13 protein-coding genes are annotated in these 14520 nt (G+C 65.5%); 10 read left to right on the top strand and 3 right to left on the bottom strand.

Annotated elements, in window-relative coordinates; translation table 11 throughout:
• From RDU24_RS05680 to RDU24_RS05640, 9 genes are all read left to right on the top strand, one after another.
• The coding region (locus tag RDU24_RS05680; RefSeq protein WP_308734773.1) for an SPASM domain-containing protein at positions 1 to 879 on the top strand (879 nt) is incomplete at its 5' end.
• Positions 873 to 2375 (top strand): glycosyltransferase family 2 protein, encoded by a 1503-nt coding sequence (locus RDU24_RS05675; RefSeq protein ID WP_308734772.1) that lies wholly within the window; start codon positions 873 to 875, stop codon positions 2373 to 2375. The genes RDU24_RS05680 and RDU24_RS05675, both read left to right, overlap by 7 nt.
• 119 nt (positions 2376 to 2494) lie before the next feature.
• A complete protein-coding gene (locus RDU24_RS05670) occupies positions 2495 to 3076 on the top strand; it encodes a dihem cytochrome c (protein WP_308734771.1) in 582 nt (193 codons plus the stop codon).
• A 39-nt stretch (positions 3077 to 3115) separates the two neighbouring features.
• Entirely contained in the window at positions 3116 to 3433 is a 318-nt protein-coding gene (locus RDU24_RS05665) for a TFIIB-type zinc ribbon-containing protein (RefSeq protein ID WP_308734770.1), read from the top strand.
• A gap of 84 nt (positions 3434 to 3517) precedes the next feature.
• A complete protein-coding gene (locus RDU24_RS05660) occupies positions 3518 to 6085 on the top strand; it encodes a cation-translocating P-type ATPase (protein WP_308734769.1) in 2568 nt (855 codons plus the stop codon).
• Positions 6078 to 6728: a hypothetical protein gene (locus RDU24_RS05655; RefSeq protein WP_308734768.1), complete on the top strand. Its 651-nt coding sequence runs from the start codon at positions 6078 to 6080 to the stop codon at positions 6726 to 6728. The genes RDU24_RS05660 and RDU24_RS05655 overlap by 8 nt, the downstream gene beginning before the upstream one ends.
• A 424-nt stretch (positions 6729 to 7152) precedes the next feature.
• Complete coding sequence (locus tag RDU24_RS05650) at positions 7153 to 8406, top strand: efflux RND transporter periplasmic adaptor subunit (protein ID WP_308734767.1); 1254 nt, start codon at positions 7153 to 7155, stop codon at positions 8404 to 8406.
• 7 nt (positions 8407 to 8413) lie between these two features.
• Positions 8414 to 11683 (top strand): efflux RND transporter permease subunit, encoded by a 3270-nt coding sequence (locus RDU24_RS05645; protein WP_308734766.1) that lies wholly within the window; start codon positions 8414 to 8416, stop codon positions 11681 to 11683.
• Positions 11673 to 12332, top strand: coding sequence for an arylesterase (locus RDU24_RS05640; protein ID WP_305570506.1), 660 nt, complete (start codon positions 11673 to 11675; stop codon positions 12330 to 12332). The genes RDU24_RS05645 and RDU24_RS05640 overlap by 11 nt, the downstream gene beginning before the upstream one ends.
• A 151-nt stretch (positions 12333 to 12483) precedes the next feature.
• On the opposite strand, the gene trxC is transcribed toward RDU24_RS05640, so the two are convergent.
• Positions 12484 to 12909, bottom strand: a complete 426-nt coding sequence (trxC, locus tag RDU24_RS05635) for a thioredoxin TrxC (protein WP_308734765.1) — start codon at positions 12907 to 12909, stop codon at positions 12484 to 12486.
• Between the two features lie 127 nt (positions 12910 to 13036).
• Here trxC and RDU24_RS05630 point away from each other — a divergent pair, with 127 nt between their 5' ends.
• A complete protein-coding gene (locus RDU24_RS05630; protein WP_308734764.1) occupies positions 13037 to 13510 on the top strand; it encodes a cyclic nucleotide-binding domain-containing protein in 474 nt (157 codons plus the stop codon).
• Positions 13511 to 13539: 29 nt separating this feature from the next.
• Here the strand turns inward: RDU24_RS05630 and dtd are convergent, their stop codons facing one another.
• Positions 13540 to 14010 (bottom strand): D-aminoacyl-tRNA deacylase, encoded by a 471-nt coding sequence (dtd, locus tag RDU24_RS05625; RefSeq protein ID WP_308734763.1) that lies wholly within the window; start codon positions 14008 to 14010, stop codon positions 13540 to 13542.
• Entirely contained in the window at positions 14010 to 14411 is a 402-nt protein-coding gene (gene queD / locus RDU24_RS05620; RefSeq protein WP_308734762.1) for a 6-carboxytetrahydropterin synthase QueD, read from the bottom strand. Before queD ends, dtd begins: the two co-directional genes overlap by 1 nt.
• Positions 14412 to 14520: the final 109 nt, after the last annotated feature.

The following is a 14520-nucleotide window of genomic DNA, read 5'->3' as shown; positions in this document are numbered from 1 at the left end:
CCAGGGGCCGGTTCGGGCCGGTCATCCTTCATCGACCACTGCCAGGTGCGCGTGGTGGACATCCCCTCCAACTTCACCTTCACCAAGGCCATGCACGCGGTCATGGACCGGCTCACCGCCACCAACCCAGAGGTGGCCTTCGACCTGCAACTCTCCCTGGACGGCCTGGGCGAGCGGCACGACGCCTCGCGCAAGGTGCCGGGGCTGTTCGCCAAGGCCCAGGAGAGCTTCCGCGCCATGGCGGAGTTGCGGGAACGGCGCCCCAACCTGCGCATCAAAGGCAGCACCCTGTACCTGCCCGACAACGCCGAGCGCCTGGACGAGGTGCTGGCGGAACTGGCCCGCACCTTCGCCTTCGACCGCATGAGCGTGTCCTACCCCCAGATGCTCTTGCCCAGCGGAGGGGATCGGGCCGTGCATGCGGACGCCGCCGCCTACGCCACGCGGGCCGAACGGGCGCTGGCCAAGGCCAGCCCGTGCCGCCGCCGGGCCGACCTCCATGTTGCCGGAATGCTGGCCGTGAAGGGCATGTACCGCCGCCTGCTGCTGGAAGCCTCCTCCGGCGAGAGGAGCACGGGCGGCTACTGCGAGGCCGGGCGGCACATGCTCGTCATCGACCAGGAGGGCCGGGCGTTCCCCTGCGAACCCCTGTGGCACTGCATCGGCAACCTGCGCGAGACCGGCTACGACCCGCGCCCGATCCTGGCCGGGAAATCCTACGAGGACTTCCGCGCCACACGGCTGGGGCCGGGCCAGTGCAACTGCACCTGGTCCTGCGCCATGCACACGGCCATCGCCGTCACGCCGGGCATGCTGCCGGAACTCGCGGTCCGTGGGCTTGGCATCCTGGCCCGGCGCATTGTGGGTGGCGCATGCTGACCCAGGCGCCGCTGCTCAGCATCGTCATCGCGGCGACCCGGGCGGAGGCCCTGGATGCCTGCCTGCGCGGGCTGGAGGCCCAGTCCGGGACACAGCCCTTTGAGGTCTTCGCCGTGGGCGACGTGGAGGGGGTGGACTTCCAGCCGTCTCGCTTCGCCCTGGCCCTGGTCCCCTGCGCTTCGCGTCACGCCAACGTGCGGCGCAACATCGGCATCGCCAGATCGCACGGCGCACTGGTGGGCCTTTTGGACGACGACACCATCCCCGACCCGCACTGGGTGGAGACGGCCCTTGAACTGGCCCCAGACGGAGACACCATCCTCACCGGGCCGGAGCGTCCCGTGGCCCAGGGGGCCCAGGCGCGGCTGGTCTACGCCGTCTCGCGCAGCAAGTTCGGGGCTGGCACCAAGTCCCACGTCAACCAGTGCCGCGAGTCGGTGTGCTGGTACCAGGTGCCGTTCTGCAACTGCGTCATCCCGCGCCGGATATTCGCCCTGACCGGGCCGCTGGCCGAGGACATCCCCTGGGACATGGACGATTTCGAGTTCTGCATGCGCGCCCGCGAGGTGGCACGCTTCGCCAACGAACCCCGCCTGAGCCTCCGCCATGACCGCTACCCGGATTCCGTGCTGGCCCACCTCCGCTACCGCTTCCGGCTGCGCCGCCGCACCGGGGAGAAGCTCGTCTCCCACCCCTGGCTGTATGGCCGCATCCTGCCCGTGCTGACAGTGGCGGCCTTTCCCTGGGCCGCGTTCCTGCTCACGGTGCTGCTCTCTGGGCAGGCGCTTTTCTTCTGGTCCTTCCTGGCCACCTTCTACAGCGCGGGGCTTCTCGGCCACATCCCGGCGGCTTACGGCCACGGCGGCTGGAAGACCGTCCTGCCCTATCTCGGCCTCATGGCCGCCCACCACGTGGTGACGCTGACCGGCGTGTGCCTGGGCACACTCACGGGCCTGCACCGCCACGGACTCAGTGGCGCGGTCGAATTGCTCCAGCAGTTTGGAACTGCCAGCAGGGTGGCGCTTGGGGGCGGCGCTCTGACCGCGCTTGCGCTCTTGCTCGGCGCTTTTGGCCTGGGCCATTGGGAACTGGGGCCGCTCTCCGACAGCCTTGCCCAACTTGTGCTCCATGACGTCTCAGCTGCCGGACTGCTCGGGCTTGGAATTGTCCTGACACTCTTCTCAAAAAGCCTATCGAAACTTTGGCATAGACACGAGGAAATTTTTGTCGCCACCCTTGTGTTGCCATTGCTGGGTATAAGCCTGCTCTTCGTCCTCACGCACCATCCTGGGGACCACGCCATTTTTGCGCACACGTTCTCCTGGAACGACCTATTGCGTCACAACAATGTTTTGCTGGAGTTGGCAGCGCTGGCGGGCACCCTCTCTCTCTTATTGCTTCTGCTTCGGCGTCGCGCCCATGATTTCGCTTTGCGGATGATCGGTGTGAACACAAATGTCGTTGGGCTGTTTTCCCTCCTCTCGGCGCATGGATGACCTCGCTCTAGTGAGAGGGAGGCAGTGGTCATGGACGTTGGTAGAGTCTTGAAATTGTTGACGCCCAGCCGTGGTCTTTGCCTCTCCATGTGGTCTAGGCACGCCCCTCAGGAGGAACCATGAAGACGAAGCATGTATTTTTGACTCTAGCCATTTTCACCATCGCCATCTCCCTTACAGCCTACTGTGTTGCAGATGACTACTTTGAACATCGTGGAAAGCGTGAACACTCAAAAGAAAATGATCACGGGGAGGAGGAGGAACATGGCGGCAGACCCAAGGGGCAAATCGCGGGAGACAACAGCGCCTATGCCGCAGCCTGCGGGAGTTGCCATTGGGCCTATGCCCCTCAACTGCTCCCAAAGAAATCGTGGAAAAACACGCTCGCGTCCCTTGGCGACCACTTCGGAAGCGAAGTAGTGCTTTCAGAACAGCAGAAGAGGGCCGTGTCCGACCACCTGCTGTCAGGCGCGGCGGATGTATCCTCATCAGAGCTTGGCAGAAAGGTGATGCGCAGCCTAGGCGGAGCCTCGCCGTCCAGGGTGGCGGAGGTGCCCTACATCCAGAGGAAACACCGCAAGCTCGCACCGGATGTCTTGGCCAGGAAAGGCGTGGGCGGGCTGGCGAACTGCATCGCCTGCCACCCCGGAGCGGCGGGCCTTGATTTTGACGACGACAGGGTCAGGATTCCAGCCAAATAGGCTTCACCCGAACAAGCTGACATACGCGGAGGAGATTTTATGAATTGCCCCCATTGCAACGTGTCCCTGGTGATGACGGAACGCAGCGGCGTCGAGATCGACTACTGCCCCAAATGCCGGGGAGTCTGGCTCGACCGGGGCGAATTGGACAAAATCATCGAGAGGGCGACCGCCTTGACACCCTCAGCCGCCCCGCAGCCTATTGCCCCACAGGGCTACGCGCCTCAGCAGCAGCCCGTGTACCAGCAGCCCCCTGTCCACCCCCAGTTCGGCCACCACGACGGCCATCACGGTGACAAGCACGGCTCTGGCCACCACAAGAAAAAGTCCATGTTCTCCGAGCTGTTCGACTTTTAGGCCATGAATCAGCCGGGTGGCCAAGGCCAGAACCTGTGCCACCCGGCACACCAACCGCAAAACGCCTTCGGCGACAGGATGACCATGCCCCCCCAGATATTTGACCCCGCACAGGCCACCGGCCTCAGCGAAGCCGAGGCCACCCGACGCCAGCAGACCGAGGGCTTCAACGAATTGCCGCACGGGACCAGACGCGGCGTGTTCACCATCGCCCTGGAGGTCATGCGCGAGCCGATGTTCCTGCTGCTGGTGGCATGCGGCAGCCTGTACCTGCTCATGGGCGAGCTCTCGGACGCGCTGATGCTGCTGGGCTTCGTTTTCGTGGTCATGGGCATCACCATCGTGCAGGAGCGGCGAACCGAGCGGGCCCTGGACGCCCTGCGCGACCTTTCCAGCCCCCGCGCCCTGGTGCTGCGAGACGGGCAGCAGCGGCGCATCGCCGGACGCGAGGTTGTCCGGGGTGATCTGCTCCTGCTCTCGGAGGGCGACCGTGTCCCGGCAGACGCCGTCCTGCGCCAGACACTCAATCTTTATGCAGATGAGTCCTTGCTGACGGGCGAGTCCGTGCCGGTGCGCAAGGCCAGTTCCGAGTCGGCCACGCAAACAGGGAAGCCCGGCGGCGACGACCTGCCTGACGTCTTCTCAGGCTCGCTCATCACCAGGGGGCAGGGTCTGGCCGAGGTGGTGGGCACCGGCATTCGCACGGAGCTTGGCAAGATCGGCAAGGCGCTCCAGACCATCGAGCAGGAGAAGACGCCGCTGCAGGGCGAGACGGGCCGCATGGTCAAGCAGCTGGCCGCCATAGGCCTGGGCCTATGCGTGGTAGTCATTGTGGCCTATGGCGTCTCGCGCGGGAACACAGCGCAAAGCTGGGTGCAGGGCATGCTTGCCGGCATAGCCATGGCTATGGCCGTGCTGCCGGAAGAGTTTCCGGTCATTCTGACCATCTTCCTGGCCCTTGGCGCTTGGCGCATTTCCCGCAGCCGTGTGCTCACGCGACGAATGCCCGCCATTGAGACTCTGGGAGCGGCCACGGTGCTTTGCACGGACAAGACCGGCACCCTCACTCTCAACCAGATGACCGTACGCCAGCTGTGCGCAGACGGCCAGACCTTCGTTGCCAACCCAGGCGCAACCCTACAGGAGCGCTTCCATACGTTGCTGGAGTATGGGGTGCTGGCAAGCAAGAGGGAGGTTTTCGACCCCATGGAGCGCGCCTTGCGGCAACTGGGCGACGAGCACCTGGGCAAGACGGAGCACTGGCACGAGCAATGGACGATGGTGCGCGACTATCCCCTTTCACCCGAGCTGCTGGCCCTTTCCCACGTCTGGCGCGCAGCGGATGGTGAACGTTTCATCGTGGCAGCCAAGGGCGCGCCAGAGGCCATTGCCGAGCTGTGTCACCTGGGGCCGGAACCCATCGCAGCCATGGTCGCCCAGGTGGCCCGCATGGCTGGGCAGGGGCTGCGCGTGCTCGGGGTGGCGCGGGCTCATTGGGCCCAGGCCGCTCTGCCCGGCGACCAGCACGACTTTATTTTCGAGTTCCTCGGCCTCGTGGGCCTGGAGGACCCTATCCGGCCTGCTGTTCCCTCAACGGTCCAGGAATGCTACACGGCCGGCATCCGGGTAATCATGATCACCGGCGACCACCCTGACACGGCACGGAGCATCGCCAGGCAGATCGGGCTGCGCAACGCGGAAGGCGTCATCACGGGGCCGGAGTTGGACGCCATGAGCGACGGTATGCTCACGCGGCGCATCCCCGGCATCGACGTGTTCGCCCGGGTAGTGCCGGAGCAGAAGTTGCGCCTGGTGAATGCGCTCAAGGCCAACGGCGAGATCGTGGCCATGACCGGCGATGGTGTCAACGATGCCCCGGCGCTCAAGGCCGCACACATCGGCATTGCTATGGGCGGCCGCGGTACGGACGTGGCGCGTGAGGCCTCGGCCCTGATCCTGCTGGACGACGACTTCTCCTCCATCGTGCAGGCCATCCGCCTGGGCCGCCGCATCTACGACAACATCAAGAAGGCCGTGGGCTACACCCTGGCCATCCACGTGCCCATCGCGGGGCTATCCATGATACCGGTCTTTCTCTCCGACTGGCCGCTCTTGCTGCTGCCGGTGCACATAGTCTTCTTGGAACTCATCATTGACCCGGCCTGCTCCCTCATCTTCGAGGCCGAAGGCGCGGAAAAGGACATCATGCTCCGTCCCCCGCGCAAACCCGACGAGCGGCTCTTCAACGCGCGGGTGCTGACCATCAGCCTGCTGCAGGGTGGCGCCGTCCTGGCCGGGCTGCTGCTCATGTACTGGGCGGCGGGCGTTCTTGGCCAGCCACAGGAGGACACTCGGCGGTCCTTCGTCTTCGCCACACTGGTGGCGGGTAACCTGGGGCTAATTTTGACCAACCGCTCCTGGGTCCGCAGCATGGCCGCCATGTTCCGGGAACCCAACGCTGCGTTATGGTGGGTGGTGGGCGGTGCAACGGTGATGCTGGTCCTGGTGCTCAATGTCCCGGCGCTTCGCAGCCTGCTTCACCTGGCCGCGCTGCGGCCCCTGGACCTCGGCCTGTGCGTGCTTGCTGGCGTAACAAGCATCGGCTGGTTCGAGGGCTTCAAGCTTTGGCGCGCGAGGCGGCAGCATGTGTGAGGGCAGCGCCCCAGTCCGCATCGGCCTGACAGGAGAATCTGCGTATCAACGCACGGCGCACGATCACAACAAATGGGAGAAAGACATTATGAGGCAACTATTGAGAATTGCACTCACCTGCATGGTTTTGGCGCTGTGTGGCTGCTCAAGCGGAACAGCACCGGAGCAGCCGCAGAAGCTGCCCAGCTTTACGCTTTCACCCAGCGAAAAAGCTGCGCTGGAGGCCTATTGTAAAAACATCCTGAATGTCGAAAGTCTCGCGGACAAGGCCGTCAAGCTGGCCAAAGATGAAGCGATAAATGTCATCAAAGGGGGCGAGGGCTCTATCACGCTGGCGTCCCTCACCGACAAGGCGAAGAATGAAAGCCTGCGCGCCGTAGAATCGCTGGCTCAGGCAAGTATTCCCGAAGCCTTGCCCGCTGAAGTGAAAAACTTACTGAAAGACGGAAAAAGTGATTTGATTGCCGCATATACGGCGCACGCGGAATCATTTGAGGCCATCAAAAGATTTATCGCGGACAAAAGCCCTATGGCGCTGCTTGAGTACCGGAATAAAAGTTCACAGGCACAGGAACTGCTCAGCAGAGCAACCAGTAAGCTGGATCAAGTCATGAGGGCTTCTGAAGCCTCTCAACAACAATAATCCAAACGGTGAATCCGTGGGCTGTCGCCCCCACCGTGTGCACCGCTGTGGGAGCACGCTGACTTGAAAGAGATGGACCTTGCAGACCACTTCGCGAGCACTACTACTTTGCCGGGCAGGGCTCGGTCGGGCTGCGATTCGATCGTCAGCAGTAAAATAACCACCTGAGAAACGGTGCGCAATTATGCGTCGTGATATTTCGCAGTGAGCAGCCTTGAGATGAGGGGCCAGGGCTTTTCTTCTCGGGTGCTACAATTCTTCCCTTGACCGCAAACGGGGGAGGAGAATTTCCCTCTATAGTCGCTGTCCGCGCGGCCAGAGTGCCGAGCCTCTCGACCCCGGACCATGCACGGCATTGACTTGCGTACCCCGGCAGGGCATCAAAATGGCGTCGGCCTCTTCTTCCGGCCGGAAAGGAGCGACCATGTTGCCACTCGGTCCTGCCCCGCGCCTCTGGTTGCGCCTCCTCACCCTTGCCTGCCTTGCCCTGGCGCCCGCATGCGGCAGTGCAGACAAGCAGGCTCCGCAAGCCGCCCCAAGCGTACCCACCGTGCGTGCCACCCTGTACGATGCCCGCGAGTGCCGTAGCCTGCCCGGCGAAGTTCGCTCGCGCAATAGCGTTACCCTCTCCAGCAAGATTTCCGGCACGGTGGTGGAGGTGCTGGCTGCGGAAGGCCAGATCGTGGAAAAGGGCCAGCCCATCCTGCGCATCGACGACTCAGAGATTCGCCAGCGGGTACAGGCCGTTCAGTCCACGGTCCAGCAGGCCGGGCTGGAGCGCCAAGCCCTGGCCGCCCGGCGCGACATGGCCAAGACGAACTTGGAGCGCATGCAGAAGCTCTTCGCCCAACAGGTCATCAGCCGCGATGAACTGGACCGCGCAAGTACCGAATATCAAGCCCTGAAGAAGCAGGAGCAGGCCATGGCCGCCGGGGCCGCCGCAGCCGGGCACCAGGGAGCCGAGGCCAAGAGCCTCATGGGCTACAGCCTGGTCACAGCGCCCTTCCGAGGCGTGCTCTCGCGCCGGTTCGTGGACCAGGGAGCCTTCGTCAACGCAGGGTCGCCCCTGGCCGCCATCGACGACGTACAGGGCGGATACGAGTTGGAGGCCCAGGCCGACGAGAGCCTCATGCCCCAGGTGAGCCAGGGCATGCAGGTGCTGGGACTGGTGCCCTCGGTCTCTCCCGCGCCCTTCATCACGCGGCTGACCTCCGTGGTGGGACGGGTGGACCCGGCCACGCGCACCTTCAAGGTCAAGGCGGCCTACGAGGCAGCCCCGACTTCATCTCCGCCCGCCAACGCCACCGAACCGGTTGCCGCAGCCCAGCCCCATGCCGGGATGTTCGGCAAGGTATGCGTGCCCGTGGCCCGCGCCAAGAAGCTGCTCATCCCCGCCGCCGCAGTGCGTCAGCGTGGCGAGTTGGCCACGGTGCTGGGCGTGGACGAAAAAAACGTACTGCGCCTGCGGCTGGTGAAACTTGGCAGTGCCTACCTCAAGGCCGAGTTGGACGGCCAGTCCTACATCGTGCAGGCCCAGGCCGAGATGCTGAACGACCCGAAGCAGTCCGGAGGTGTGATGCTGGAGGTGCTCTCCGGGCTGGCCGAAGGCGAGATCGTGGCCGCAGGCGGTCCGGACACCTTGCGCGAGGGCGACCGCATCGCCCCGGCGAAGCCCTGAGGCTATTATGAACTCTCCGCAGCAGGCTCCGAATCCCCCGGACCACCATGTCCTGTCCAGGCTCACTGCGGCCTTTGTGGACTCCAAGCTCGTGCCCCTGGTCATCCTGGGGGCGCTGCTGCTGGGCCTGTTTGCCATCGTCAGCACCCCCAGCGAGGAAGAACCCCAGATCATCGTCCCCATGATCGACGTCATGGTGGAGATGCCCGGCGCCACCCCCGCCGAGGTCGAGACACGCGTCGTCGGCCCCATGGAAAAGCTGTTGTGGGAGATTCCGGGCGTTGAGTACGTCTACTCCACGGCCATGGACGGCAAGGCCCTGACCATCGTGCGCTTCGAGGTGGGCCAGGACACCGAGAAGAGCGTGGTCAAGACCTACGCCAAACTCTACCAGCACCTGGATTGGATTCCGCCTGGCTGCTCCCAACCCATCCTCAAGCCCCGCAGCATCGACGACGTCCCCATCCTGGCCGTGAGCTTCCACGGCGAGGACCGCGACGGCAGGACGCTCAGGCAGGTGGCGGCCGAGGCCGCCGAGGCCGTGCGCGCCCTGCCTGGCGTCAGTGAGGTCACGCTCACTGGTGGACGCACCCGTGCCGTCACGGTCGAGGTGGATCCCGACCGTCTGCGCGCCCTGGGCCTGGACGCCCTGGACGTGGCCGAGGCCATCCGCTCGCAGAATCAAGCCGCCCAGAGCGGGGCGCTTACTTCGGGCGGGGCCACCTTCGGCGTGCGCCTGGACAGCTTCCTGTCCAGCGAGGCGGACGTGGCCCGCGTGGTGGTGGCCATGCGTGAGGGCAGGCCCGTGTACCTGGCCGACGTGGCCAACGTGCGCGACGGGTTTGAGGAGCCGCGCGACTACGTGTTCTTCGCCCCCGGCCCCAAGGCCGCAAGCAAGGGCATCGCAGAGGCGCCGGGCCGCCTGCTCCCTGCTGTGACGCTGACCGTGGCCAAGCGGGCGGGCATGAACGCCACCAAGGTCAGCGAGGCGGCCTTGGAACGCATCCAGTCCCTGCGCGGCTTCGCCATCCCTTCCGATGTGCAGGCCACCGTGGTGCGTGACTACGGCCGAACGGCCAAGGACAAGAGCAACGAGTTGCTGGAGCATCTGCTCATTGCGGCGGTGAGCGTGGGGGCCATCGTGGCCATGTTCCTGGGGCTGAGGGCCAGCTACGTGGTCATGGTTGCCGTGCCCGTGACCCTGGCCGTGACCCTGGCGACATATTGGTTCCTGGGCTACACCCTCAACCGGGTTACGCTGTTCGCGCTCATTTTCTGCATCGGCATCCTGGTGGACGACCCCATCGTGGACGTTGAGAACATCGTGCGCCACGTGCGCCTGCCTGGCTCCCAGGGCAGGCCCTTTGTCCAAGTCATTACCGAAGCCGTGAATGAGGTGCGCGCCCCGCTCGTGCTGGCCACCTTCACGGTCATCGCGGCCATCATGCCCATGGGATTCGTTGGAGGCCTCATGGGACCTTACATGCGGCCCATGCCCGTGGGCGCCAGCGTGGCCATGCTGCTCTCCATGGCCGTGGCCTTTGTCATCACGCCCTGGACATCGCTCAAGCTGCTCAAGCCCGCCGGAAACAGCGAGCACGAGACCCACGATGACCGCTTCACCCAGATGTACCGCCGCACCATGCGCAGGCTCATCACCGAGCCGGGCTACCGCCGCAAATTTCTGCTCTCGGTGGGCGGGCTGCTCGCGGGGGCGGTGCTGTTCTTCCCGCTTAAGCTGGTGCTGGTGAAGATGCTGCCCTTTGACAACAAGGCCGAGTTCGAAATCGTGGTGGACATGCCACAGGGCACGCCGCTGGAGGGCACCCTCTCGGCGGCGGAGCAGCTCTCCCGAGTCGCCCTGGACCAGCCGGAGGTCACCGACGCACAACTCTACGCGGGCTGCGCCGCGCCATTCTCCTTCAACGGGCTGGTGCGCCACTACTACCTGCGTCAGAACCCGGAGCAGGGCGAAATCCAGGTCAATCTGGTGCCGCGCGGCAAGCGCAGCGCCTCCAGCCACGAAATCGCCAAGCGCGTGCGCGAGGCCATGCTGCCTACGGCCAGCAAGCTCGGTGCCCGCATCAAGGTGGTGGAGGTGCCGCCGGGGCCTCCGGTGCTCCAAACCTTGGTGGCCGAGATCTACGGACCGACGCGGGAAGGCCGCGAGCGCGTGGCCAGGCAGGTGAAGGAGGTCTTCGCCTCCACGCCGAATGTGGTGGACGTGGACTGGTTCGTGGACGACCCCAGGCCGGAGACGCGCATCCGCGTGCAGACCGACAAGGCCCTTAAGAACGGCGTGGACCCGGACCGGGCGCGACTGGTGGTCTCGGCCAGCCTTGGCGGCGAGAAGGCCGGACTGCTTCACGATCCCACCACGCGCGAGGACGTGCCCATCGTGGTGCGCCTGCCGCTGTCGCGCCGAGCATCGGCCTCGGAACTGGCGGCCGTGCCGGTGCGCGGGGGGCTTGCGCCCGGAGGAAAGGCCGTGTCCCTGGATCAGGTGGCCACCCTGGAGCAGGCCGCCACGCCGGGGGCCATCTACCACAAGAACATGCTGCCCGTGGTCTACGTCACCGGCGACATGGCCGGACGCGAGGAAAGCCCTGTGTACGGCATGGCGCGCATGGACACGGCCCTGGACGAGCTGGCCGCCAAGGGCCAGGGCGCGTGGCAGACCTCGGCCTCCGACAGGCGCGAGCTGCCGCGCCTGCGCACCGGCATGCCCTTTTCCAGCGCCGACTTCAGCATGAAGTGGGACGGCGAGTGGCAGATCACCTACGAGGTCTTCCGCGACATGGGCCTGGCCTTCGGCGTGGTCATGATCCTCATCTACATCCTGGTGGTGGGCTGGTTCGGCTCCTACACCACGCCCATCGCCATCATGTCGCCCATCCCGCTCTCGCTCATCGGCATCATCCCGGCGCACGCCCTCTCCGGCTCGTTCTTCACTGCCACCAGCATGATCGGCTTCATCGCCGGGGCGGGCATCGTGGTGCGCAACTCCATCATCCTCGTGGACTTCATTAACCTTCGGCGCTCGGAGGGCCACAGCCTGGAGGACTCGGTCATCGAGGCCGGGGCGGTGCGCTTCCGGCCCATGCTGCTCACCGCCATCAGCGTGGTGGCCGGGGCCTTCGTCATCCTGTTCGACCCCATCTTCCAGGGACTGGCCCTCTCGCTTCTGGCCGGAGAAGTGGCGGCCACGCTGTTCTCGCGCATGGTGGTGCCGGTGATGTACTACCTGGACCAGCGCAGGAGCGACCATGCGGCCTAGGGCGCGCCTGTTCGGAATCGCCCTGGCGCTGCTTGCGGTCTGGGCCGCAGTGCCCGCATCGGCGCAGCCCCCTCGGCCCCTGGTCTTGGTGCTGGGTGACAGCGTCACCGCAGGCTACGGCCTGCCTGCCGAGCGGGCCTTCCCGGCTGTGCTGCAAGGACTGCTGGCCGGGGCCGGGCATCCGTCCGAGGTCGTCAATGCGGGGCTCAGCGGCGACACCACCGCAGGCGGCTTGGCTCGCCTGCCCGACCTCTACCCACCGCAAGCTTCACGCGCCCCGGACCTGCTCATCGTCGAACTAGGAGCCAACGACGCGATCCAGCGGCTTGCACTGGAAAGGGTGGAAGCCAACCTGGACTCCGTTTTGGTTTTTGCGCGCAAGCGGGGCTCGCGCATCCTGCTGACGGGAATCGGGGCCGGGATCAAACGCACGGACGCCTACCGGACGGCCTTCGAGGGCATCTACCGGCGCCTGGCGGAAAAGCATGGCGTGGCGTACTATCCGCGCATCGGCGACGGCGTGCGCGGCGACCCGCGCTACGTCCAGGCCGACGGCGCGCATCCCAATGCCGAGGGCGCACGAATCATCGCGGACCGGCTGCTGCCATTCGTGCTGCGCTTGCTGCAGGACGAACAGCCTGTTCGGTAGTGAATAGATTTGGGAGCCCTGGCAGTTCGAGACGGTTTTTCAAGTCTAACATGCCTAAAATAAATAATATTTAATCAATCCATTGACCGGGGTCCAGGGGCAGTGCCCCTGGCCGCCGGAGGCATCCCAGGCTACGGGCTCCGGCTCTGGCTCAGCCCAGTCGGCTTTTGGTCCAGGCCACGATCTCCATGGCTGGCATGGCGCCGGACACGCGGTCGACTTCCCGGCCGGCGCGGAAGAGCGCCAGGGTGGGGATGGACTGGACATGAAAGCGCGAGCCGAGGTTCTGGTGTTGCTGGGTATCGACCTTGCCGAGGCGCACGGCGGGTCCGAGCAGCCGCGCGGCCTCATCGAAGGCGGGCGCCATCATTTTGCAGGGTCCGCACCAGGGCGCCCAGAAGTCGACCAGCAGGGGCAGCTCGTCCTTGGCAAGCAGGCGGTCGAGCAGGGGCGCGTCCAGGTGCAGGACGCCGGTGGCGGCCAGGGGTTTGGCGCATTTGCCGCACACGGCTTGGCCGATGCGGCTGTCGTCGGCACGGTTCACGGCGTGGCAATTGGGGCAGACGAGGTGTTTCATACGGCAAGGATAACCACGCCCGATCAGGGCGCAAGGGGCTGGGCGGGGTTGGTCCAAGTCTATTCCGGCTTGATGGCGCTGCGCACATGGTGTAGCAGAATAGAAACCCTGATGAGCGAGGTCCATTATGCGCGAGATTCCCTTAGAGCCAAGCGCCGCAGATATCATTACGAAAATGCGCAACATCCCGGCCCTGGCCCCCCTCGGGGACAAGCTGCTGACCGAGGTGGTGGGGCTGTCCAGGCTGCGCAAGTATGCCAAGGATGAGGTCATCATCGAGGAGGGCGCGCAGGACTCCTGGCTGTATTTCCTGGTGCTGGGCGAGCTCTCGGTGGAGCACCAGGGCGTTGTGGTGCACACGCTCAAGGCTTTCGGCGAGATGTTCGGCGAGATGGGGCTCATTGACGGCAGCCCGCGCTCGGCCACGGTCAAGGCCGTCGCCTCGTCGGTCTGCCTGGCCCTGGACGCCGCCCTCTTCAGCAAGCTTGAGCCTGCGGACCGCGCCGCCCTGAAGGCCGCCTTGAACGAGATCATCCTGGCGCACATGGCCGAGCGCCTGCGCGAAATGGACCGCAAGCTCGCCGAGCGCGGCCCCGCGTAGCACAGCGGGCGTCGTCCTGAAGCCGGCGGCTAGCCCGCGTATTCGTCGGAATCGAGCAGGATGGTCACCGGCCCCCAGTTCACGAAATCAAGCAGCATCTCCGCGCCGAACACGCCCTGGGCGAAGTCCCCGGGCGTTTGGGCGGCCAGGTCCGTGGCCAGGCGCTCGAACAGGGCGCGGGCCACGTCCGGTGGTGCGGCGTCGGTGAAGCTGGGGCGGCGGCCCCGGCGGGTATCGGCGTAGAGGGTGAACTGCGAGACGAGCAGCAGCCCGCCGCCGGTGTCTGCGAGGCTCAGGTTCAGCTTGCCCGCGTCGTCCGGGAAGATGCGCAGCTCCAGGAGCTTGGCGCACAGGGTGTTCCAAAGCCGCGTGCCGGGGAGCGCCAGGGTGTCGGCCTTGCCGAAGCCCGCCAGTGCCAGCAGCCCCTGGCCGATCTGACCCACGCTCCGGCCTTCCACTTCCACCCGCGCGCGGCTCACCCGCTGGACGAGCAGGCGCATCAATCCTCCTGGCTGTCTTCGAAGTAGGTGGCGCGCGAGGTGCCCTTTTCGGACACGCTGACGCTCACGAGGCGCGCGTTCGGGGCGGCCACCACGAGCCTGTCGCGGATCTCGTTGAAGAGGTGCCGGGCCAGGTTCTCGCTGGAGGGGTTCCGTTCGGCAAAGGCGGGCAGGTCGTTCAGGTGGCTGTGGTCCAGGGTGCCCACGGCCTCTCGCGTCAGACGCTTGAGCTCGCCGAAGTCCACCAGGATCTCCACGGCCGGGTCGAGCCTGTCGCCTTCCACCTCGACGGTGACGCCGAAGTTGTGTCCGTGCAGGTGCTCGCACTTGCCGTTGTAGTTGCGCAACTGGTGCGAGGCACAGAAGGCCTCGTCCACTGTGAGCCGCCATTTTCCGGCCATATGTATCCTCCCCGGCCGCCTGGGCCTGCGCGTGCGATGTGTCTGGAGGATATTGGCGCGCCAGGGGGTTTTGTCAACCCGGAAGCGGCGACGAGGAAGCGAGCGCAGG

Source organism: Humidesulfovibrio sp. (genome assembly GCF_031082295.1).
Lineage (GTDB): Bacteria > Desulfobacterota > Desulfovibrionia > Desulfovibrionales > Desulfovibrionaceae > Humidesulfovibrio.
This window is presented reverse-complemented; position numbering and strand designations above follow the sequence as displayed.

Coding starts and splice junctions, on each gene's coding strand:
- RDU24_RS05675 (WP_308734772.1), top strand. CDS start 873: ATGCTGACCCAGGCGCCGCTGCTCAGCATCGTCATCGCGGCGACCCGG.
- RDU24_RS05670 (WP_308734771.1), top strand. CDS start 2,495: ATGAAGACGAAGCATGTATTTTTGACTCTAGCCATTTTCACCATCGCC.
- RDU24_RS05665 (WP_308734770.1), top strand. CDS start 3,116: ATGAATTGCCCCCATTGCAACGTGTCCCTGGTGATGACGGAACGCAGC.
- RDU24_RS05660 (WP_308734769.1), top strand. CDS start 3,518: ATGCCCCCCCAGATATTTGACCCCGCACAGGCCACCGGCCTCAGCGAA.
- RDU24_RS05655 (WP_308734768.1), top strand. CDS start 6,078: ATGTGTGAGGGCAGCGCCCCAGTCCGCATCGGCCTGACAGGAGAATCT.
- RDU24_RS05650 (WP_308734767.1), top strand. CDS start 7,153: ATGTTGCCACTCGGTCCTGCCCCGCGCCTCTGGTTGCGCCTCCTCACC.
- RDU24_RS05645 (WP_308734766.1), top strand. CDS start 8,414: ATGAACTCTCCGCAGCAGGCTCCGAATCCCCCGGACCACCATGTCCTG.
- RDU24_RS05640 (WP_305570506.1), top strand. CDS start 11,673: ATGCGGCCTAGGGCGCGCCTGTTCGGAATCGCCCTGGCGCTGCTTGCG.
- trxC (WP_308734765.1), bottom strand. CDS start 12,909: ATGAAACACCTCGTCTGCCCCAATTGCCACGCCGTGAACCGTGCCGAC.
- RDU24_RS05630 (WP_308734764.1), top strand. CDS start 13,037: ATGCGCGAGATTCCCTTAGAGCCAAGCGCCGCAGATATCATTACGAAA.
- dtd (WP_308734763.1), bottom strand. CDS start 14,010: ATGCGCCTGCTCGTCCAGCGGGTGAGCCGCGCGCGGGTGGAAGTGGAA.
- queD (WP_308734762.1), bottom strand. CDS start 14,411: ATGGCCGGAAAATGGCGGCTCACAGTGGACGAGGCCTTCTGTGCCTCG.